The 20,425-nt window shown below is 42.8% G+C and carries 19 protein-coding genes; 7 read left to right on the top strand and 12 right to left on the bottom strand.

Translation table 11 applies throughout. The features are described from left to right. Both ACT3SX_RS07950 and ACT3SX_RS07955 read left to right on the top strand, forming a co-directional pair. A partial coding sequence (locus tag ACT3SX_RS07950) for an HNH endonuclease (protein ID WP_444519049.1) occupies positions 1 to 723 on the top strand: 723 nt, incomplete at its 5' end. A gap of 292 nt (positions 724 to 1,015) precedes the next feature. After that, the gene (locus tag ACT3SX_RS07955; protein ID WP_192992546.1) at positions 1,016 to 1,756 is read left to right on the top strand and encodes an SDR family oxidoreductase; all 741 of its coding nucleotides are present in this window, start codon (positions 1,016 to 1,018) and stop codon (positions 1,754 to 1,756) included. Positions 1,757 to 1,883: 127 nt separating this feature from the next. Here the strand turns inward: ACT3SX_RS07955 and ACT3SX_RS07960 are convergent, their stop codons facing one another. The 4 genes from ACT3SX_RS07960 to ACT3SX_RS07975 form a co-directional block, all read right to left on the bottom strand. Next, entirely contained in the window at positions 1,884 to 2,300 is a 417-nt protein-coding gene (locus ACT3SX_RS07960; protein ID WP_192520816.1) for a S24/S26 family peptidase, read from the bottom strand. A gap of 40 nt (positions 2,301 to 2,340) precedes the next feature. Beyond that, entirely contained in the window at positions 2,341 to 2,829 is a 489-nt protein-coding gene (gene sodN / locus ACT3SX_RS07965; RefSeq protein ID WP_192520817.1) for a superoxide dismutase, Ni, read from the bottom strand. A gap of 39 nt (positions 2,830 to 2,868) precedes the next feature. Continuing rightward, the gene (locus ACT3SX_RS07970; RefSeq protein WP_192520819.1) at positions 2,869 to 3,087 is read right to left on the bottom strand and encodes a hypothetical protein; all 219 of its coding nucleotides are present in this window, start codon (positions 3,085 to 3,087) and stop codon (positions 2,869 to 2,871) included. Between the two features lie 334 nt (positions 3,088 to 3,421). Further along, on the bottom strand, positions 3,422 to 4,051 hold the full coding sequence (locus ACT3SX_RS07975) for a superoxide dismutase (RefSeq protein ID WP_192520821.1): 630 nt from the start codon (positions 4,049 to 4,051) through the stop codon (positions 3,422 to 3,424). Between the two features lie 916 nt (positions 4,052 to 4,967). Here ACT3SX_RS07975 and rdgB point away from each other — a divergent pair. Together rdgB and tig are read left to right on the top strand one after the other, a co-directional pair. Continuing rightward, on the top strand, positions 4,968 to 5,654 hold the full coding sequence (rdgB, locus tag ACT3SX_RS07980) for an RdgB/HAM1 family non-canonical purine NTP pyrophosphatase (protein WP_225739254.1): 687 nt from the start codon (positions 4,968 to 4,970) through the stop codon (positions 5,652 to 5,654). A gap of 492 nt (positions 5,655 to 6,146) precedes the next feature. Continuing rightward, a complete protein-coding gene (tig, locus tag ACT3SX_RS07985) occupies positions 6,147 to 7,490 on the top strand; it encodes a trigger factor (RefSeq protein WP_192520115.1) in 1,344 nt (447 codons plus the stop codon). A 163-nt stretch (positions 7,491 to 7,653) separates the two neighbouring features. Here tig and ACT3SX_RS07990 read toward each other — a convergent pair whose 3' ends face one another. From ACT3SX_RS07990 to ACT3SX_RS08020, 7 genes are all read right to left on the bottom strand, one after another. Next, on the bottom strand, positions 7,654 to 8,403 hold the full coding sequence (locus tag ACT3SX_RS07990; protein WP_192520114.1) for a HupE/UreJ family protein: 750 nt from the start codon (positions 8,401 to 8,403) through the stop codon (positions 7,654 to 7,656). Between the two features lie 59 nt (positions 8,404 to 8,462). Next, positions 8,463 to 9,134: an urease accessory protein UreG gene (gene ureG, locus ACT3SX_RS07995; RefSeq protein ID WP_192520113.1), complete on the bottom strand. Its 672-nt coding sequence runs from the start codon at positions 9,132 to 9,134 to the stop codon at positions 8,463 to 8,465. A 114-nt stretch (positions 9,135 to 9,248) separates the two neighbouring features. After that, positions 9,249 to 10,070: an urease accessory protein UreF gene (locus ACT3SX_RS08000; RefSeq protein WP_192520112.1), complete on the bottom strand. Its 822-nt coding sequence runs from the start codon at positions 10,068 to 10,070 to the stop codon at positions 9,249 to 9,251. A gap of 2 nt (positions 10,071 to 10,072) precedes the next feature. Next, positions 10,073 to 10,687 carry an urease accessory protein UreE gene (ureE, locus tag ACT3SX_RS08005; protein ID WP_192520117.1) on the bottom strand — a complete coding sequence of 205 codons (615 nt, stop codon included), beginning with the start codon at positions 10,685 to 10,687 and terminating at the stop codon, positions 10,073 to 10,075. A gap of 142 nt (positions 10,688 to 10,829) precedes the next feature. Next, positions 10,830 to 13,013 (bottom strand): urease subunit alpha, encoded by a 2,184-nt coding sequence (gene ureC, locus ACT3SX_RS08010; RefSeq protein WP_192520111.1) that lies wholly within the window; start codon positions 13,011 to 13,013, stop codon positions 10,830 to 10,832. Between the two features lie 45 nt (positions 13,014 to 13,058). Next, complete coding sequence (gene ureA / locus ACT3SX_RS08015) at positions 13,059 to 13,361, bottom strand: urease subunit gamma (RefSeq protein WP_057761815.1); 303 nt, start codon at positions 13,359 to 13,361, stop codon at positions 13,059 to 13,061. A gap of 193 nt (positions 13,362 to 13,554) precedes the next feature. Continuing rightward, positions 13,555 to 14,619 (bottom strand): urease accessory protein UreD, encoded by a 1,065-nt coding sequence (locus ACT3SX_RS08020; RefSeq protein ID WP_192520110.1) that lies wholly within the window; start codon positions 14,617 to 14,619, stop codon positions 13,555 to 13,557. 705 nt (positions 14,620 to 15,324) lie between these two features. Between ACT3SX_RS08020 and clpP the strand changes: the two genes are divergently transcribed. The 3 genes from clpP (at position 15,325) to ACT3SX_RS08035 (ending at position 19,034) form a co-directional block, all read left to right on the top strand. Further along, entirely contained in the window at positions 15,325 to 15,951 is a 627-nt protein-coding gene (gene clpP / locus ACT3SX_RS08025) for an ATP-dependent Clp endopeptidase proteolytic subunit ClpP (RefSeq protein ID WP_192520320.1), read from the top strand. A 108-nt stretch (positions 15,952 to 16,059) separates the two neighbouring features. Next, the gene (clpX, locus tag ACT3SX_RS08030; RefSeq protein ID WP_192520319.1) at positions 16,060 to 17,334 is read left to right on the top strand and encodes an ATP-dependent protease ATP-binding subunit ClpX; all 1,275 of its coding nucleotides are present in this window, start codon (positions 16,060 to 16,062) and stop codon (positions 17,332 to 17,334) included. Positions 17,335 to 18,089: 755 nt separating this feature from the next. Continuing rightward, positions 18,090 to 19,034 carry a c-type cytochrome gene (locus tag ACT3SX_RS08035; RefSeq protein ID WP_192520318.1) on the top strand — a complete coding sequence of 315 codons (945 nt, stop codon included), beginning with the start codon at positions 18,090 to 18,092 and terminating at the stop codon, positions 19,032 to 19,034. A 203-nt stretch (positions 19,035 to 19,237) separates the two neighbouring features. On the opposite strand, the gene ACT3SX_RS08040 is transcribed toward ACT3SX_RS08035, so the two are convergent. Further along, on the bottom strand, positions 19,238 to 20,332 hold the full coding sequence (locus tag ACT3SX_RS08040) for a PTS transporter subunit IIC (protein ID WP_192520317.1): 1,095 nt from the start codon (positions 20,330 to 20,332) through the stop codon (positions 19,238 to 19,240). Positions 20,333 to 20,425 lie beyond the last annotated feature (93 nt).

The raw sequence follows: 20,425 nt of genomic DNA on the forward strand, positions 1-20,425 counted from the left end.
AAATATCTAGAGCCAGGCACTCATGTTATTTACTACAAGGGAAGCCTTAAAAATAAATCTTTCTCGAAAGATAGACTATCTAATGCTCCTCACTATTTCGCTATCGCTAAAATCGGTAGAACCTACCCAGACAAAGAAAGTAGTAAAAATGACTTTTTTGCTACCATTACTGACTTTATACCCTTTGAAGAAGCAGTTTTAGCAAAGAGCGACTCCGATTACCTAGAAACAATTCCCGATTCGAGAAAATCTAATTATTGGCGCGATGGGGTACGAGCTATCGATGAAGAAACTTATCATCTTATTAGCTCTAAAGCCACTCCTAACAAAGTTTCAGAGCAAAAGACGGCTTATATCTCAGACAAAACTGGAGGAGATTTTCAGGATTCACTTGAATCTTTCAGTGAAGGCGAAAAATCAAAACGCTATGTGACTACATACGAAAGAAATCCTAAATACAGAAAGCAAGCGATTGCCATTCACGGTAACTCTTGTGCTGCTTGCGGATTTAACTTTGGAAATTTTTATGGGGAATATGCTGAAGGATTTATTCATGTTCATCATATAATTCCTGTATCAGAATTTGATACACCTAAAGACATAGATCCCGAAACTGATTTAATTCCTCTATGCGCGAATTGCCACTCTGTCGTTCATAGAAAAAAAGATAAGACTTTATCGATTCTTGAAATAAAAAACCTAATAGCGGATAACTCTCTTTAAATATTATAGCTGTGCTTGAAACTTTGCATTATTGATAAATACTATACGAGTATAACTATCAACTTGCCGAAAAACATTTAATCATGAAGGCTTATCTTCAACGAACATCTTTATTTTCATTCCATATATCTTAATAGACACAATTAATAAACTTATCTTAAATTTAGAATACAGAACCGCTCTACTCATTGTCTTTGCACACTGCTAATGTCTATATCGTTAATTAAAAATCATCAGTCAAAGCCCCATATAGGCTTACTGATATCTATTTATAATATTGGAGAAAATATCGATGACAACACTAAATAATAAAGTCGCGATTGTAACCGGTTCATCAAAAGGCATCGGCGCACAGATAGCCATATTACTAGCAGAATCAGGGGCCAAAACCGTTATTAACTATGCAAACGATGACGCCGCAGCCAATGATATCGTCAGCCAGATTAAATCAGCAGGCGGTGAAGCCATCGCTGTGCAAGCAGATGTCAGTGACTCTCAGCAAGTCGCTACGCTGTTTGACACCACCGTCAGTGAATTTGGCAAACCAGATATTTTGGTCAATAGCGCAGGTATGATGATTAATAAACCTATCGCAGAGACCACCGACGAAGACTTTGATCGTACCTTTGCCGTTAACGTCAAAGGCACGTTTAACACATTGCGTGAGGCAGCAGCCAAACTTAATAACGGTGGTCGTGTCGTGAACCTCTCAAGCACGACCACTCGCATGATGTTGCCCACTTATGGCACTTATTGTGCGACCAAAGGCGCAGTCGAGCAGCTGACCCGAGTCTTTGCCAAAGAGATTGGCGAGCGAGGAATCACTGTCAACGCTGTGTCACCCGGTCCAACAGATACCGAGCTATTCAATCAAGGAAAATCAGACGAAACCATCGAAAAGCTCGCCAACATGTCAGCGTTCAACCGTATTGGTGAACCAGTTGACATCGCCCGTGTCGTAGCGTTTTTGGTGAGTGAGGAAGCAGCTTGGGTGACTGGGCAAAATATCGGTGCTAACGGCGGCGTAGCTTAACCAATCGCTGCTATAAAGCTGAGCATCACATCACACCACCACACCACCACACCACCACACCACCACACCACCACACCACCAGCATCACATCACCAAATAAGAAGCCTGTCTTAATGACGGGCTTTTTTTATCTATTTAGCTGATAAATCACCTTTCCGATAAGGTGATGCGCCTCTATCCAGCCCATCGCTGCTTCGCTAGTGCTGGCAATATAATTGTCGCCTTTTAGACGCAGGCGCGTGATGTGGTGCTTTTGTGGACGCCTGTCTGTGCTTTTGGATGCCAGACTGTACTCTAGCTGAGTTATTCGCTTGATAATATGACCATATTTTGGATGGTTTACGGCGACAATATCGCCCACCTTTAATGTCAACTTATCAGCTAATAAACGCTTTACAGATAGACGAGACAGATATTTATTTGAATCAGTCAATACAGCAGAGGATGGTGTTAAATAACCATGCCGACACAGCAATACAAAAGCACCCGACTCAAGAGTCGGGTGCATACTGTTGCCAATGACTTTCATGACTTTAAATTTCATTTAATCGTATTCTGAGCTGCTATTAAGAATACACCTTAGCTTAGCCTAGTTTAGGATAAACGGTTTCTACTTTTGGCTCGTACGGGCAAACGGCACGGTAGGTTTCTACGCCTTTTGAATCCCAAAACGTTGCGGCAAACTCATTCACCAAATCAACCAGTTTTTGAGCATTTTCCACATCGATATGCTGTTTGGCAGCAGAACCAGCTAGCATGATGTCATGCGCTAGTGTATGGATATTTGGGTATTTTTCTAGCAATGCACCCTTAAAGTAATCACCCCAAATAATACGTACTTCATGCTTAACAGACTCAGCATGCTTTTCTTTGTCAGCGACCAAACGTACTAGCTTGGCTTGATCTGCACGGCTGTCGGTTAACGCCTCAATTTGGTGGCAATAACGCAGTACACTTAACGCAAAAATTTGAGCAGGCGTACTGTCATAAATACCACAAGGGATATCACAGTGAGCAGAGACTTGGGCAAATGGTCGAGCACTATCTAGTTTTGTGAGAAGAGTATGGAGCATAATAAACTTCCTTATTATTTTGTTATTGTAAGAACTGGCTTATTTCCCGTTTTTTTTACTAAATTGACGGTAGGCAATAAACACAGCAAACGCAACGGCAGCAGCAATAGCACCATAAAACAGCACATGTACAAGCATGGACTCATTAGCCCCATGATCGTGTCCTGGATGAGCCATCGCGCTGGTACTCATAAATAGTAAAGACAAAACGGCCATCATAGGCGCTAAAACAGTTTGACTGATATTTTGTTTATTCATAATTTTATCCATAAAATTGAGGATGAGATAAGGAAAGTAAGTTTGCGACGTTAAACACTATGAATCTCAATACTATAAAGCCAAGCTCAGTGGCTCTTTATACGTGCCTTATAGATTTCGTCTTTCATAGATCAATTCTTTGACTGACAATAGCGTAAAACAGCCTATTTGTAAATGATTATCATTTATATAATAAGCTGTTTTTATAGGTGAAAGCCTTATTCATAAAGCACTCATCCCTCTTAACACAAAATTTTGGCACAAAAAAAGGACACCTCCCGGTATCCTTTTTCATACTTATAAAGCTAAGATAGCTTAATCATTGCATCGCTATTTACGACTCAACGCCAGCATCTTGACCTTTATATTTTGCGTTAGCATAGTCCCAGTTCACTAGTTTGTCTAGGAACGTATCTACATAGTCAGGACGACGGTTACGGTAATCAACATAGTATGCATGTTCCCATACATCACAGGTCAATACAGCAACTTGACCATTCGCTAATGGTGTACCAGCGTTACCAGTCTTAGCGATTGATAGTTTGCCACCGACTTTGTCAGCGACTAGCCATGCCCAACCTGAACCGAACTGAGTCAATGCTGCATTTTTGAACTCTTCACGGAATTTGTCATAGCTACCGAAATCTTCTTCGATTTTAGCTTTTAGATCACCAGTAGGTTCACCGCCACCATTGGTTGGCGTCATGCAATTCCAATAAAATGTGTGGTTCCATACTTGGGCTGCTTGATTAAACATCCCTTGCTTGCTGTCATCTTCAGCAGTCGCTAAGATGATTTCTGGTAGCGTTTTGCCTTCTAGACCAGAACCTGGTAACAAAGCATTAAGCTTGGTCACGTATGCATTGTGATGCTTATCATGGTGAAATTCTAACGTCTCAGCACTGATATGTGGCTCTAGTGCGTCTTTTGCGTATGGTAGTTCTGGTAAAGTGATATGTGACATATTATTGTATCTCCTGGCTGGTTTAGCCCTCTGATCACTCAGAATAAGCATATGCTTACTGATATATGCTAGAGGCTAAAGTGGCTTGTTTTTATTAAAAATCCTAAAATTGTACTCAACTAGAATACTACTTAATCATTCCCTTAAAGTAAACCTGTCGAAATAAGCGAACGACCAATCTTTATATTATAACTGCAAGTCTTGTTTGTATCATCAAACTTGCATCTTTATAATCACACGCTCTAAACGTGTTGCAAATATTCCAACCTAGGGCGTAGTCTCATCTTAAAAATGGTGATAAAAATGAGATAAATTGCAGCCAAACGAGAAAAGTAGTACAGATAATATCAAGATATCAGCAGGCTACTTGACACTGTTTAGCAAAAATTTAGCTGTTTTTAGCCCATTTAAAGTGTAATGTCCGGATTGAGGACATGCTCTACAAAACTGGTTGATGAATTTAATGAACCGTCAAAAACCATGATTACTAACTTTTGCCATGAAGTATAGCAAAATGAAGATACAAACTCAGTTACTGAATGTTATATCACATCAATAATTACCAATGATAATAATAAATAAAACCAATCAATATCTAATTTTTTATTAGGGCGTGTTGAACATTCAAATGTGGTGCTGGCAGTGACTATTTTTTAGACAATATGCAGTGAAATTTTTGATGCCTAGTCATTCTAGGTTAAACAATTTCGCTATGTATTGGCAAAAAAGAGTACTGCCCTGAAAGGCTGATGCTAAAATCACCCCAAACGTCGTTACAAGCCTAGTTAAGGTCTCGACCTTATCGTCGGCTGGCGCCTAGTTTGGTGCAATTTTAGCGATCAGCAGCCCTAATATTTGAATGTTCAACACGCCCTAGTATCGTTGATTTGTTCACACTACCAATCGGATAAACATTATGAAAGATACATTCTCTCACTCTACTATCAGCACTAAAGAAAACAGTACCAGCGAAAATAGCACCAATCAAAACCTAGCTGCCCAATGGGTACTCGCCAGTAATAATAAAGGCAAGTTGGCTGAGTTCAAAAGACTGTTTGCTGAAGCAAATCTAGACGTGACGATCATTCCACAAGGTCAACTCGATATCGAAGATGCAATCGAGGACGGACTAAGCTTCGTCGAAAACGCCATTATTAAAGCAAGACATGCCAGCCGTCTCAGCGGATTACCTGCCATTGCCGATGATTCAGGATTGTGTGTGCCTGTACTCGGTAACGCACCGGGCATCTACTCTGCTCGCTATGCTGGTGAACACGGTAACGATAGTAAAAACAATGCTAAGCTCATCGCTGGCTTACAGCCTATCCGTACAGCGAAGCCAAATACTCCGATCAAAGGTATGTTTGTATGCGTACTGGCAATGGTTCGCCATGCCGATGACCCATTACCGATCATCGCTCAAGGTCTATGGCATGGCGAAATCTTGGATTCTCTATATGGTGACGGCGGCTTCGGATACGACCCATTATTTTGGTTACCTGATTTGCAAGCCAGTGCGGCCAGTCTGAGCGCTGCTGATAAAAATAGCATCAGTCATCGTGGTCAGGCAATCCAGCAGCTATTAGCACAGTTGCCTTTATAACCTGTTTTTGTCATATTCGCTCTCGTTTATATCTAGCATGCCTCAGCATAAATGTATAACTCGCATAAACATATAAATAGTACCTAAAGCGAAACAGATGACATAGTAAATTTTAAGTGAACGAGTAGCAAAACAGATAATTTTTACTTTAATAATCAGATAGATTATACTGTTCTACTTTTAAAATTTTGTTGAAATCCGTTATTTGGCTGTATAATTCACCAATAAGCGTTATTATGCGCTGCATTAACGGTTTATTATTGATAATTGGTAGCATTTACTAAGATAAACAGTTTTATATGTCAGTCCCGTTGAGTGCTAAAGGCGATTGCTATAATCACTCATTGTAAAGCTGTTGACTACCACTATCCCCTATTTATTCCAACGGCAATTGTATCCTCAGCCATATTTTGAGGCGCAGTTGTCTATTACCATTTAACTCCAAGTACTGTTTAACTCTAAGTACTATTTAATCCTAAAGGTGTAATGAACATGGCTACAGATTTACAAGTCACAACCAACAAGCTATCTAATAAAGAAACCCAGCTCACGGTTAAAGTACCCGTTGAAAAAATTCAAAACAAAGTTGAAGGCCGTATTCGCCAAGTTGCGAAAACTGCCAAGATTGACGGTTTCCGTAAAGGTAACGTCCCTATGTCACACATCCGCTCTCAGTACGGTGCTGGCATTCAACAAGAAGTTATCAACGATGTGATCCGCGATACTGTATTTGAAGCGATTAAATCTGAAGACATCCGCGCTGTTGGCATGCCTAACATCGACGACGTAAAACTTGAAGATGATTTCTTGGTATATCAAGCCACTGTTGAAATCTTCCCAGAAGTTGACGTACAAGGTATCGATGAGATTGAAGTTGAGCGTCACACTGCACAAGTTAGTGAAGAAGACGTTGACACTATGATCGAAAACCTACAAAAGCAACGTGAAGAATTCGTTGAGAAAAAGGGCATGGCTGCGAAAGACAACCAAGTCACTTTCGACTTTGAAGGTTCAATCGACGGCGAAAAATTCGAAGGCGGATCAGCTGAAGACTTCAAACTGGTCATCGGTAGCAACCAAATGATTCCTGGTTTTGAAGCTGGTATCAAAGGCATGAAAGCTGGCGAAGAAAAAATCATCGACGTAACTTTCCCAGAAGACTACCAAGCTGAAAACTTAGCGGGTAAAGAAGCCCAGTTCAAAATCAACGTGAAATTAGTTGAAAGATCTAAGCTACCTGAAATCAATGAAGAGTTCCTAGAACTATTCGGCGTAAAAGAAGGCGGCGTTGAGAAGTTGAAAGAAGACGTACGCAAAAACATGGAACGCGAAATCAAAAACGCTGCGCGTAGCCAAGTTAAGCAAGCAACATTTGACGCATTGCTAGAAAAGAACGAGTTTGACGTGCCAAACGCTATGCTAGAGCAAGAAATCGAGCGTCAACGCAACATGATGATGCAACGTTTTTCTCAGCAGTTCGGCGCTAACGCTGACAGCTTCGATAAAGACATGCTACCAAATGAGCTATTTGAAGAGCAAGCGCTACGTGCTGCCCGTCTTGGCATCATCGTTGCCCGTGTTATCGATACTAAAGGCCTAGAAGTAGATCAAGAGCGTGTTGAAACCTTCATCAAAGAAGCCGCTGAAAACTACGAAGATCCAGCTGAAGTCATCGAGTACTACACCAATGATAAGCAGCAGCGCGCGAACATTGAGTCTGTCGTACTAGAAGACCAAGTCGTTGACTATCTGATCGGTCAAGGCAAAGTAACTGACAAAGAAGTTAGCTACCAAGACTTGCTAGCCGCTCAGCAACAACAGCAGCAAGGCATGTAATTGATACGACAAGCTGTCTTTTTAGATAGGCTATAGTCGGTTATCAAAACCAAAATGCGCCCCTGATCTTTTGATCAGGGGCGCATTTTTTATAGGGCTCGATAGCTAATGTCAATCATAACTATCGAGTCTACAGACACCTTATTTGTAGCGCCAAAAACGCTTAAACCAACACAGGTGCAAATACGGCACTCAATCCTAGCAACACTAGACCGCGCTGTACCCATAAGCTACTACCCAATCGCTGCTGTAGCTGCTGACTAATCAGTGTACCAACTGCGTACAGTGCTAGCATCGTGACCAACATTCCGGCATAAAACCCTAGCTGACCACTCACACCAGCATTTGCTGGCATCTCCATTGCATGCGCCAATCCATGAAAGACAGCTAGACCACCAAAGCCAAACAACGACAGCTGCTGAATGTTTGGCGTAGTTGCCTTACTTGTTTGCGTAGAAAATGCTTCTTGTCTACTTTTATGACTCATCAAGACCATAGCCAGTATAACTACCGACAATGAGATAGCCATCTCAACCCACCCAGATGACGTGGAAAATGCAATACCACCAATCAGAACGCCAGCCGTACCCAATATCGCACCCAATATCGCACCCAACGACAACCCTGCTGCCAATGACATTAACCCTAGACGAGTCTTTTTCAGTCCATAAAACAACATACCCATGCCAACTGCCAAAAACAAATGGTCAAAACCAGTTATCGGGTGCATCAGCCCCGCTTGCAAAGTCCCTAACAGCGATGACGTATGCGCAGTGGTTGAATGAATATGACCTGAGTGTGCCTGTGCTAGTGAAGGTAATATTAATGCTGTCATCATCACCGTGGAGCCAGCCACTATGTTACGAGAGGATAGAGCTTGTGAAAAATTAGATTTTTCTATACTTTTTATCATGTGATTTTTCCTTATTATTTATAGTCGAATGATATCAGCTCGTCTGCTACTCCTACTGACTAAGCAAGCATGCCCTGCTCTTTGATAAAGGCAATAATCTCATTTAGCCCTTCACCTGTTTTCATATTGCTAAAGATAAAAGGTTTGTCGCCGCGCATCTTTTTGGCATCACGCGCCATAACTTCTAGTGATGCACCTACCATTGGTGCGAGATCCGTTTTATTAATAATCAATAAATCAGACTTAGTAATACCAGGTCCACCTTTGCGAGGTATCTTATCACCTGCCGACACATCGATAACGTATAACGTCAAATCTGATAGCTCTGGGCTAAATGTCGCCGCCAAATTATCGCCACCTGATTCAATGATAATCATCTCCAATCCTTCAAAAGTCGCTTGCAGCTCAGCAATCGCTGTCAGGTTGATAGAGGCATCTTCACGGATAGCAGTATGCGGGCAGCCGCCGGTTTCTACACCGCGAATGCGCTCAGCAGGCATGGCATCATTACGAGTCAAAAACTCTGAATCTTCTTTGGTATAAATATCATTGGTCACTACTGCCATGTTGACGGTATCACGCATGTTTTGGCATAGGCGCAAGGTCAATGCCGTCTTGCCGCTACCAACAGGACCACCAATACCGAGGCGTAAGCAAGATAAACCAGATGTCGATACATTAGTAGGACTGGTACCTTGCGAAGTTTTTGGTTGTAGCGGGGTCAAAGACATAATGTGTTCCTTAAACGGTTGATATAGAATTATTATAAAATCGGAGCAATGTAAGTAGATCCAAGTAGACAGACCAATTTGGACAGACCTAACTGAACATATCTAAGCATAGAGCTATGAGCGGAACAATCGACTGTACTGCTCTTCGTGCATACTTGAGAGAGTCGCCAAATTGGGTAAGTTGTTAGATATATTGAGTAACTCATAGAGCTCTTGGCACAACTGTTCAACATCTTGATCTTCAACAATATCCTGAACTTGGACTATCTCTAAATCTAGATAATCAATACTGTCTGGTGACGCCATCACATCATCAAAGACGCGCTGTATGTTATCACTAGCAGCATCAACCTGCGCCGCCAGATCATTTTGTAATTGCCAAAGAACGCGTTGTCCTGCCATTTGCCCTAGTGGCACTGTCTTTACCGCTGCCAATACCATATTTTCTAATTGAGCAAACCCATAAGTTGTCATTGATTGAGCTATCGGTAATTCCCAATGCTGAGCAATATGAGCAAAAAGTGGTAAGTAACCATTGTCAGGTATTTCAGCAGGTATACCTAGGCCCAGCACTTCATTAAGCCAAGACACCATTGCTTGTGCCAATTGCTGAGACTCAAGCACAAACTCTTTACTCTCTAAGCTCGCATGGTAGTCTTGCGCGAGGGCTGCCGCTAGGGCTTCATGCCCTTTATCAAGGGCTTGCATGATCAATGCTAATATCGGTAACTCGTAATCCAAGATAGCAAGCTGCAAATAGTCTTGCATGAATTCGAGCGTACTTTGTTCATCATGAATCACACCTGACTCAATCGCCGCTTCCACCCCTTGTGAATACGTATAGCTGCCGATAGGTAAGTTACTCGATGCCAGCATAAGCACTTGTCCAAGCTGACGATTGTGATTGCGTTGACTACCAAACCTAACCGTATCCATCATTAATGACCTACATGTTCGTGGCTATTTGACGTGCCATGCGTATGACTATGTGAATGACCGTGTTCATGGTTATGTTCATGACCATCTAAGTCACTATTTGAATGTGTATGAGAATGACTGTGCGAATGCCCGTGCCCTGATTGATAAGCCCCTGTTTCAGGCTCAAACGGTACTGATGCCTCTGCAACCTGCAATCCAAGACGCTCTAACATTTGCGCCAGTACATGGTCGTTTTCAAAATACAACGCATAGCCTGCGTCACCAGCGTCAACACTGTGGTCAAACATTAGTGGCACATGTCGATTGCCTAGATGATAAGCCCCTTTCATTAAGGTGAAAACATCATCAGCGGTGACTTTAGTGACTGCCTGAGGTTTAGCGATGACTTGGATCAACTCGCCGGCTTCATCAATCAAGACATCATTACCTTTGAGTGTGCCTGTCCGCGGTAAATCAACGCCGACGCTCTCACCTGACACAGTAGCGGCCTTAAAACGAGAATGCTGACGAGTATCAAAGTCTAGCAGTAGATAGTCATCAGTTTGCTGCTGCTTTGCTAATTGAGCTTGTTGCATGTCACTCAAATCACTTAAACGGGTATTGAATATCTTCATCATTATTATACTCTGGCTGTTGTGGCTCAAACTGTTAGGACATAAAACACTAAAAAATCAGCATCACAAAATGCTTAGGATAACAAAGTACTTGGAAGAACAAGGCGCTTGGAAGAACAGAGCTCTTCAAATAAAGGAACACTTAAAACAAAAAGTAACGCTGCGCCATGGGTAATACATCGGCAGGCTCACAAGTTAATAGCTCACCATCAGCGCGTACTTCATAAGTCTCAGGGTTGATATCCATCTCAGGGCAATAGCTGTTAAAGCGCATATCACTTTTACGGATTTGACGGATACCATGTACTGGCTGAATGACTTTGGTCAAGCCAAGGTGCTTATCTACTTGCTTATCGATAGCCGCTTGCGACATAAAGGTAATGCTAGTTTGGGCAATAGATTTTGGATACGCGGCAAACATAGGACGATAATGTACTGGCTGAGGTGTTGGGATAGAGGCATTGATATCACCCATCGGAACAGCAGCGATGAGCCCGCCTTTGATGATGCACTCGGGTTTTACCCCAAAAAACTTAGGAGACCATAATACTAGATCCGCCCACTTCCCCACTTCGATAGAACCGACCATATCGCTTATACCATGGGTAATGGCAGGATTTATGGTGTATTTTGCGATATAACGCTTGATGCGAAAATTATCGTTATCCGCGCTTTGATCATAGTCTGTCAGTGTGATGTACTGTTTCTCATATTCCGTGGTTGCCGTCGCATCTGGAGCGAGATGACCGCGTTGGACTTTCATTTTGTGCGCGGTCTGCCACGTGCGAATGACCACTTCACCTACTCGGCCCATGGCTTGAGAATCACTACTCATCATCGAAATCGCGCCCAAATCATGCAGGATGTCTTCAGCGGCGATGGTTTCTTGGCGGATACGGCTTTCTGCAAACGCCACGTCTTCAGCGATGGCAGGGCTTAGATGATGGCAGACCATCAGCATATCGAGATGCTCGTCAATGGTATTGACGGTATATGGTCTGGTTGGATTGGTAGAGGACGGCAATACATGCGACTCACCAATGGCTTTGAGAATATCAGGGGCGTGCCCACCGCCTGCACCTTCGGTATGAAAGGTATGAATACAGCGGTTTTTAAAAGCGCCTAGCGTGCTTTCTAGATAACCACTTTCATTTAAGGTATCCGTATGAATCGCTACTTGCACATCGTAGTTGTCAGCGACGCTCAAGCAGTTATCGATGGCTTGCGGCGTAGTACCCCAATCTTCATGCAGCTTTAGCCCCACAGCACCAGCTTCGATTTGCTCGGCTATCGGCTCTGGCACGCTCACGTTACCTTTACCTAGTAACCCAATATTCATAGGAATACTGTCAGTAGATTTGAGCATCGAGCCGATGTGATAAGCACCTGGTGTACAGGTAGTCGCCAGCGTACCTTGTGCAGGCCCTGTACCACCGCCAAGCATCGTAGTGACCCCTGACATCAGCGCTGTCTCGCACTGCTGCGGTGCAATGAAATGAATATGGCTATCAATCCCGCCTGCTGTTAGGATTTTTCCTTCACCAGCGATTATTTCGGTCGCACCACCAATCGCAATATCAATGCCAGGCTGAATATCAGGGTTACCCGCTTTGCCAATACCGCTAATACGACCGTCTTTGATGCCCACATCTGCTTTATAAATACCGGTATAATCCATGACCAATGCATTGGTAATCACCGTATCCGCGACGTCAGCACCTAATAATTGCCCTTGTCCCATGCCATCACGAATGACTTTACCACCACCAAACTTAACTTCTTCGCCTTTTATCTCAGTAGATTTATTAGAGCGCTCACTACCCTGTAATGCACCTACTGGATCAGCATCCTGATAACTGGTCAAATCAGCCTCAACTTGCAACCAAAGCTCTGTATCCGCTAAACGAACCTTATCGCCTGTTGTCGGGCCAAAATGCTCAGCATAAATATGCCGACTCACTTTCTTTTGTGATGTCGCTGTAGGGCGCTCATTATCTGTATTATTCGATGCTGCGTCCGAGTTAGCTGCACCCATTACTCGACCAGCGAAGCCATATACTTCCTGCTTACCAGCAAAGGCCACCAGCTCCACTTCTCGTGATTGTCCAGGCTCAAAGCGTACTGCCGTACCAGAGATAATATTCAAGCGATAACCACGCGTCCGCTCACGTTCAAAATCCAAAGCGTCATTAACTTCATAAAAGTGATAATGCGAGCCAATTTGGATAGGTCGATCGCCTGTATTGGCGACGCTGATACTTTGCACCTTTCGTCCTTGGTTCAACGTAATATCGCCATCTTGAATATTATATTCACCTGCTTGCATGAGAGCCGCCTTATTTTATAATTATCATTTCGGTAAGATACAGTGCTATACGATGGGGTTATGTACCGTCACCAGCTTGGTGCCATCAGGAAATGTTGCCTCGATTTGCACTTCATCCACCATCTCTGCCACACCCTCCATCACATCATCAGCAGACAGATAGGTAGCGCCCTCACTCATCAACTCAGCGACTCTTTTACCATCTCGCGCCCCTTCCATGAGTAGCATGCTGATATAAGCGATGGCTTCTGGATAGTTCAGCTTAACACCACGGTTCTTCCGGCGTTCAGCCACCATACCGGCCGTGAATAGCATGAGTTTGTCTTTTTCTGTCGGAGTCAGATGCATGAGGTTTCCTTATTGTATTTATAATATTCTGTGTCGCAGAGTACGTACTTCAAAACTTGAGTGCCTTAATCAAAACAGCGATGGTGGCTTTTTCACATCATATTAATATCATATTAATTTCATACCACGTCAAACAGTACTTAATAAATAGTACTTAACAAACAGCATCTAATAATAAGTACATAACAAAAGATCAGGTGTCCCAAATTCTGGGTCGACACAACTCAAGCTGCCACCAGTGCTCACGCAACACTTCTCTTAACTGATAAAAAGCCTCAAAACAGCCACGTACATCCGAGCCAATATAACGGATATTGACTGCTTGATAGTTATGAGTGCAGTAGACAGGCAACTCAAATTCAGCGATTGCCTGACGTAATGCCAATACTGTGCTGTCTAGGTAATGGGTTAACGCCTGTTTAGCTGCAGCTTGTGTGGTCGCTGTTGATTTTTCTGATTTTGATGTCTGTGTGATTGGATTCTCATAGATATCTTTTAAGCTCGGTACCGCCCAAAACGACCCATAAACATGCTGACCTGCCAGTCCTAGATGCGAAGTAAACCAGCGACTTTGGGCTGATTGAGCCACTCGTTCTGCCACGATAACTCGCCCTTTACGGTAAATATTCAGCCCAGTATGGTAATGTCCTTGCAAAAACTGCTCATCATAAGCTTGCCGCCCAAACACGCTAATCTCCCACGTTAGTAAGCTAGATGAGTCTGTTAAATCAAAGCGACTCGTCGCATGCATATTGGCTTCGTTATAAACAATACTCTCTTGTGGTAACCACTCTAAGCGAGTATTTGTGTCTAAACTGGCCTGTACCTGTTGACTGGCATGTTCAGCCATATGCTGTGTAGTAGCATTGTTATCTGTGGTTATATCCACGTCGACTGCCCTATTTTCGACGATGATTGATTGATCGGCTGCAACTTTATTTTTTTTGCTGATACTGTCTTTGCCATACCATTTACCCGCCCCTGGTGTGGTGATAACCGTATGGCTACCATCATCCAAACGCAAGTCAATATTCAGCGTATCACCACCGGCGATACCGGCTGGAGGATACAACATCAATATATGACAAATACCTTGCTGCATGCACGGCTCAGGGTATAACGGTCGCTGTACCATCAATGCGCCCGTATGCTTACGACGATATAGCCGCGTTTTAGGCGCAGTTGCAGCAGTATCTTGGGCAACATGCCTACTTTTTATGCTGTCAAAATCTAAAGCTAAAGAGGAAGCCCAGCTCATTTTATATACTCATCTACTCGTTAGGCCATGTTGAACGTCAAATATCATACACCATCGTATTACGGAGAGGTCGATCATTAGAGCGATCATATAGACCCAGTGCTATAACAATTCATAAAAATGACAATATCATCCTATGCATACAATCCTTATGCCAACTTACTCCTAATTAGAACACTCAACACTATTCATCAAGGCTCAAGCCTATGTTAACTGTGCTTGGCTTTCTCACAAGCCATTACCTGCACCAAAATAGCACAAACAACCACTATAGATGCACCAATTTTTAGCAATACCACCTCCCTATCGGTTGTATTTTACGTTTCCAATGTCAGTAAGCAACGCTAGACATGAGCCAATGCAAATATGGCTTATATAGCACCTTTATCGATAGTTTATTACCAGACCCCTTGATAAATGTGTACAAACGCCTTATTAATAGTGAGCCATATATTATTTTTCACATTAAAAAGTTACTATTGCTCTAATAAAAAAGTTACCATTAGCTCAACTATTTTTAGCGACGTCTGGATCTTACTATTTCATCTAGTTCGTGTGAATAATCAGCGGCAGTATTTATTATAATAAGCACCCATAGCTTAGCCGTTCGCTAACCTCAACCCCTTTATCTTATGTACTTATAAACAGGACATCTTTATGACAGATTATGATCGCATCACTGCCAACCCACATTTTGATATGCTGATGAGTGCACACAACAACGTGCAAAGCACTCAAGCTGCACTAGTGCCTATGGTGGTTGAACAATCATCACGCGGTGAACGCTCTTTTGATATCTTTTCACGTCTATTGCGTGAGCGCGTTATCTTTTTGACCGGTCAGGTCGAAGACAATATGGCCAACCTTATCGTTGCACAATTGCTATTTTTAGAAGCTGAAAACCCTGACAAAGATATTCATTTATATATCAACTCACCAGGCGGTTCAGTGAGCGCTGGTTTGGCTATTTTTGATACCATGAACTTTATTAAGCCTGAAGTATCAACTATCTGTATGGGCGGTGCTTATAGCATGGGTTCATTCTTACTGGCAGCTGGTCAAAAAGGTAAGCGTTATTCCCTTGCTAATGCTCGCGTGATGATTCACCAGCCTTCAGGCGGTGCGCAAGGCCAGGCAACGGATATCGAGATTAATGCTCGTGAAATCCTGAAAACTCGTTCACGTCTAAACAGCATCTTAGCTGAGCGTACTGGTCAGCCAGTAGAAAAAATCGAAAAAGACGTCGAGCGCGATTACTGGTTGGATGCGCAAGAAGCCAAAGAATATGGTTTGGTTGACGAAGTATTAGAGCGCCGCCCTACTTCTTTATAATTAGCATATAACAGCCTTGATGAGAACCAAATGCCTTAGCGTGATACGTTTTGGCATTGATGTAAATAATCAAAATATTTATAAGTTTTAAAACTTAGGAGCGCCTTTATGGCAGAAGACAATACCCCGCATTGTTCGTTTTGCGGCAAAGCCAAAAGCGAAGTGAAGCAGCTGATTGCCGCTGACGATGCCAATATCTGTAACGAATGCATCGAGCTGTGTACTGACCTCATTGCCGATAGCGCAGAAGACAGTGATGACAATAGCGAAGTCGATACTTCTTGGGTAAATAAAAAATTACCAACGCCAAAAGAGTTGCGTGCCAAGCTTGATGAGTACGTGATTGGTCAAGACGCCGCCAAAAAAGCATTAGCCGTTGCCGTTTATAACCATTATAAGCGTCTAAAAGTCAGCCAGACCTTAGCCAGTGATAGCAAAAAATCTAAGATTGGTGCTGATGATGCCATGGTGGAATTGGCAAAAAGTAATATTTTGCTGATTGGCCCTACCGGTTCTGGTAAGACATTGTTAGCACAAACCTTAGCACGTCTGCTTGACGTACCGTTTGCGATGGCTGATGCCACGACCCTGACAGAAGCTGGTTATGTCGGCGAAGACGTTGAAAACATCGTGCAAAAGCTGCTACAAGCCTCTGATTACGATGTAAGTAAGGCTGAGCAAGGTATTATCTATATCGATGAGATTGATAAAATCAGTAAGAAAGGCGATAACCCTTCTATTACTCGTGATGTATCAGGTGAAGGCGTACAGCAGGCATTGCTAAAGCTGATCGAAGGTACGGTAGCTGCTATCCCGCCACATGGTGGACGTAAGCATCCACAGCAAGAGCTCATCCAAGTCGATACCAGCAATATCTTGATCATCGTAGGTGGTGCATTTTCTGGTCTTGATAGCGTCATTCAACAACGTACTGAGAAAGGTGGCATTGGCTTTAACGCAGATGTTAGCTCAAAAGACGATAGCCGTCGTAGCTCAGATTTATTGCAAGAAGTTGAGCCAGAAGATTTGATTAAGTTTGGTCTGATTCCTGAGCTAATTGGTCGTTTGCCTGTACTCGCTGCATTGCAAGAGCTAGATGAAGAGGCACTTGTACAAATCCTAACTGAACCTAAGAACGCACTGGTCAAACAGTACAAGTATTTGTTTGATATGGAAGGTGCTGAGATTAACTTTACTCAAGAAGCACTAGATGCCATCGCGAAAAAAGCCATGGAACGTAAAACAGGTGCACGTGGTCTACGCTCTATCGTAGAAAATGCCTTACTTGAAACCATGTACGAACTACCATCGATGAAGGATGCTAAAACAGTTCTTGTTGATGAAGAAGTCATCAATGAAGGTAAGACACCTGACATTTCTTAATATCTTATCGACCTAATATAGCTAACGATTATGCGTTGGCTATACAAAAAAAGCGTCTGGCAAAGTTTGCTCAGACGCTTTTATTTTGTCTCATCATTATAATCTCTAGACCGTGTCTTCATTTTAAAAATACTAATAAAAATGTGATAAAGAGCATTCAAACAAGGAAAATAGCGTAGATAATATCGAGATATTAGTCAGCTATCTGACAAAATCTAGCCATTTTTAGTTCATTTAGATGACTATCGATTGCGTTGAAGATACGCCCTAGTTCAATGATAAATGCTATTTACTATGAGCGTATCAGCAGCGTCTATTGCCATCTTCAGCATCAGTTATCAATCATACAAAAGTGATGTACATCTCCTATCAAAAAAGCCACACACAGCTAAATAATCGATCTTCACGACTGACAAACACTGCTACTGATAAAAAATGGGCTTGAACAAACAAGTGACTTAAATAATCTTTATGTTAAAGCCCTATTTCTAAACCTACAACGACTTCTCATGCAACTTTCTTAGCAAGTGAGTTGTCTAATAGATCTGTTCTTACATTTTAATATAACAAATAATATATTGTGTATTTATATACTACTATTGTGTATTTTGATACAATTGTATTTCTAATAACTTACAGATTGATTACGTGCTTAGTTTTTAACCCTCAATTGAAAGGCGTTACTTTTAGTATGACGATTAAGTTACCAGATAAACACTTATCCAAATATTATTTTTCATAATAAGGATGTTTTAATGAAAAATTTCTTACAGACCAAGCCATATCTCCTAATAGCAACTCTCTTTGCTATTGGTGCTACTAGCATCACGGCCTGTAGCGAATCAGGTACAAAAGCTGTCGATCGTGTCGAAGAAGCCGAGGCCATCGCCCGAGTAAAGTCACTCGAAGCGCAAGCAACAGAGATCAAAAATGAGTTGGCGGAAAACCCAGGTGCTAAGCTGAACATCAGCATGCCCGCTGAATCGACCATCCCTGACGATGAGTACGGTGCTGCCGTCCGTCGAGGCTTAGAGCTTGCCAACCATACTTATCGAGAGCTACCTGACAACGTCGGCAACAAGCTCAACTGTACTAGCTGTCACTTAGCAAATGGTTCAGAAGCTTATGCTGCACCATGGAATGGTCTACCAGGTATCTTTCCCATCTATCGCTCGCGTGATGCACGTGTCAACTCATTACAAGAGCGCGTCAACGGCTGTTTTCAGCGTTCAATGAATGGTACTCCGTTAGAAGTAGATTCGGATGAGATGAACGCCTTTATTTCTTATATGACGTGGTTATCGCAAGACATGCCAATTGGCGTTTCACCTCCAGGTCGTGGGTTTGTCGAGATCGACAGTTCACTCACGCCAGACCCTGTCAAAGGCAAAGAAATTTTCGCTGCGACCTGTACCACTTGCCACGGTGAAAATGGTGAAGGTCAGTACAATGACGATGGCACTTATGTATACCCTGCCATCGCTGGTGCAGATTCATTTAACGATGGCGCAGGTATGGCAAGGACATACAAGGCGGCTGCATTTGTAAAAGGTAAAATGCCTTTTGGTCAAGGTAATACTCTGACTGATCAAGAGGCCATCGATGTGGCTAGCTACTTCACTCAACTAGACCGTCCAGTGAAATCCAATAAAGACCAAGATTGGCCAAAAGGTGGAGCACCTGTAGACGTGCGTCGTTAATCTTATATAGGATCAGATGTCGACTCATTTAGATTGTGATAATTAGAATGAGCACATGACCCGTACAAGAGACCCTATACAGACAACCGGCAACTTATTGCTGCTATACCTGAGGAATAAAAAGCCTAACTATTTATATAGTTAGGCTTTTTATGTTTAGGGCAACAAATTCAACACACCTTAATTATAAAACAAATAAATAGCTAAGGCAGCTTCATATCACCAGCGACCAACCAACCCATACGGCGCATGATATAGGCGACCAACCCTGCAATTAGCGCAGGCAATACAAACATCAATAAAATAATCGCTGTCCATAATTGACCGGTACTCATAATCTCCTGTGATGCTTCAATCACGCCGAATACACCGACCAATCCAGCGGTACCCATGCCTGCTCCCGTTGCCGTGCAAGCCAGGCCAAAACCTACGGTCGCAATAGGGCCAACGATAGCACTGGCAATCACAGCTGGTAGTAAAACGATGGGTTTTTTTAGTACATTAGGGATTTGCAGCATGCTGGTACCTAGGCCCTGAGAGACCACGCCGCTCACACCATTGTCTTTGAAACTTGCAACCGCAAAACCAATCATATGTGCTGCACAGCCCACTACCGCTGCACCACCTGCTACACCGCCAAGCCCAATAGCGATACAAATAGCCGCACTCGATGTCGGCAATGTCAATAAAATACCGACCACAACGGCAATGACAATGCCCATTAATAATGGCTGAAGCTCAGTCGCTGCTTGAATGCCTTGACCAATGGTAGCAACAGCAGCGACGATAGGAGGGTTTAATAGCGCACAAACGGCTAATGCAACTGCACATACCAATAACGGAACCAATAAAATATCAAGCTTGGTCTTTCCTGCCACCCAACTACCCGCACGATAAGCAAAAACTGATGTTAGATAGGCGCCTATCGGATTCCCAGGCAACGCTACAAACGTCGCAGGTCCGCCAACTTGTGGTGTAAACAGCGTGCCTGCCATTAGTGCTTCGGAGTGAGCACCTAGCATACCTGCTACCAAGCAACTTAACATCACTAATGTCGGTGCTTTAAGATAATAAGCAATGCCGACGCCAATACCCGCTCCCATCAGTATTGATGCCAGTTTGCCGACTGCAACCAACGCAGGTAAATCTAACCAACCGCCAATTTGGGAGATAATAAGGCCTGCAATCAATGTCACAAACAGCCCTAAAGCCATCCCAGTAAACGCATCGATGAAATATTTTTGGAAAAAAGCTTTAATGATGCCAGTAGAAGATGTTGTTGAGTCAGATACAGTCATAGCCATACTCGTTGAGGAAGTAATGATAAGATATAATAAAATGGCAAAGTAAAATAGCGTTACTAAAAATAAGAGACAAAAAAAGCGTCATAA

Source organism: Psychrobacter sp. AOP31-B2-9, from assembly GCF_052378005.1.
Classification (GTDB): domain Bacteria; phylum Pseudomonadota; class Gammaproteobacteria; order Pseudomonadales; family Moraxellaceae; genus Psychrobacter.

Excerpts from the sequence above, each read along its gene's own strand:
- ACT3SX_RS07990 (WP_192520114.1), bottom strand. The coding sequence starts at position 8,403 with ATGATAAAAAGTATAGAAAAATCTAATTTTTCACAAGCTCTATCCTCT.
- ACT3SX_RS08035 (WP_192520318.1), top strand. The coding sequence starts at position 18,090 with ATGAAAAATTTCTTACAGACCAAGCCATATCTCCTAATAGCAACTCTC.
- ureA (WP_057761815.1), bottom strand. The coding sequence starts at position 13,361 with ATGCATCTGACTCCGACAGAAAAAGACAAACTCATGCTATTCACGGCC.
- ureG (WP_192520113.1), bottom strand. The coding sequence starts at position 9,134 with ATGTCTTTGACCCCGCTACAACCAAAAACTTCGCAAGGTACCAGTCCT.
- ureE (WP_192520117.1), bottom strand. The coding sequence starts at position 10,687 with ATGAAGATATTCAATACCCGTTTAAGTGATTTGAGTGACATGCAACAA.
- ACT3SX_RS08040 (WP_192520317.1), bottom strand. The coding sequence starts at position 20,332 with ATGACTGTATCTGACTCAACAACATCTTCTACTGGCATCATTAAAGCT.
- ACT3SX_RS07960 (WP_192520816.1), bottom strand. The coding sequence starts at position 2,300 with ATGAAATTTAAAGTCATGAAAGTCATTGGCAACAGTATGCACCCGACT.
- ACT3SX_RS07955 (WP_192992546.1), top strand. The coding sequence starts at position 1,016 with ATGACAACACTAAATAATAAAGTCGCGATTGTAACCGGTTCATCAAAA.
- ACT3SX_RS07975 (WP_192520821.1), bottom strand. The coding sequence starts at position 4,051 with ATGTCACATATCACTTTACCAGAACTACCATACGCAAAAGACGCACTA.
- clpP (WP_192520320.1), top strand. The coding sequence starts at position 15,325 with ATGAGTGCACACAACAACGTGCAAAGCACTCAAGCTGCACTAGTGCCT.
- ureC (WP_192520111.1), bottom strand. The coding sequence starts at position 13,013 with ATGCAAGCAGGTGAATATAATATTCAAGATGGCGATATTACGTTGAAC.
- rdgB (WP_225739254.1), top strand. The coding sequence starts at position 4,968 with ATGAAAGATACATTCTCTCACTCTACTATCAGCACTAAAGAAAACAGT.
- tig (WP_192520115.1), top strand. The coding sequence starts at position 6,147 with ATGGCTACAGATTTACAAGTCACAACCAACAAGCTATCTAATAAAGAA.
- clpX (WP_192520319.1), top strand. The coding sequence starts at position 16,060 with ATGGCAGAAGACAATACCCCGCATTGTTCGTTTTGCGGCAAAGCCAAA.
- sodN (WP_192520817.1), bottom strand. The coding sequence starts at position 2,829 with ATGCTCCATACTCTTCTCACAAAACTAGATAGTGCTCGACCATTTGCC.
- ACT3SX_RS08000 (WP_192520112.1), bottom strand. The coding sequence starts at position 10,070 with ATGGATACGGTTAGGTTTGGTAGTCAACGCAATCACAATCGTCAGCTT.
- ACT3SX_RS08020 (WP_192520110.1), bottom strand. The coding sequence starts at position 14,619 with ATGAGCTGGGCTTCCTCTTTAGCTTTAGATTTTGACAGCATAAAAAGT.
- ACT3SX_RS07970 (WP_192520819.1), bottom strand. The coding sequence starts at position 3,087 with ATGAATAAACAAAATATCAGTCAAACTGTTTTAGCGCCTATGATGGCC.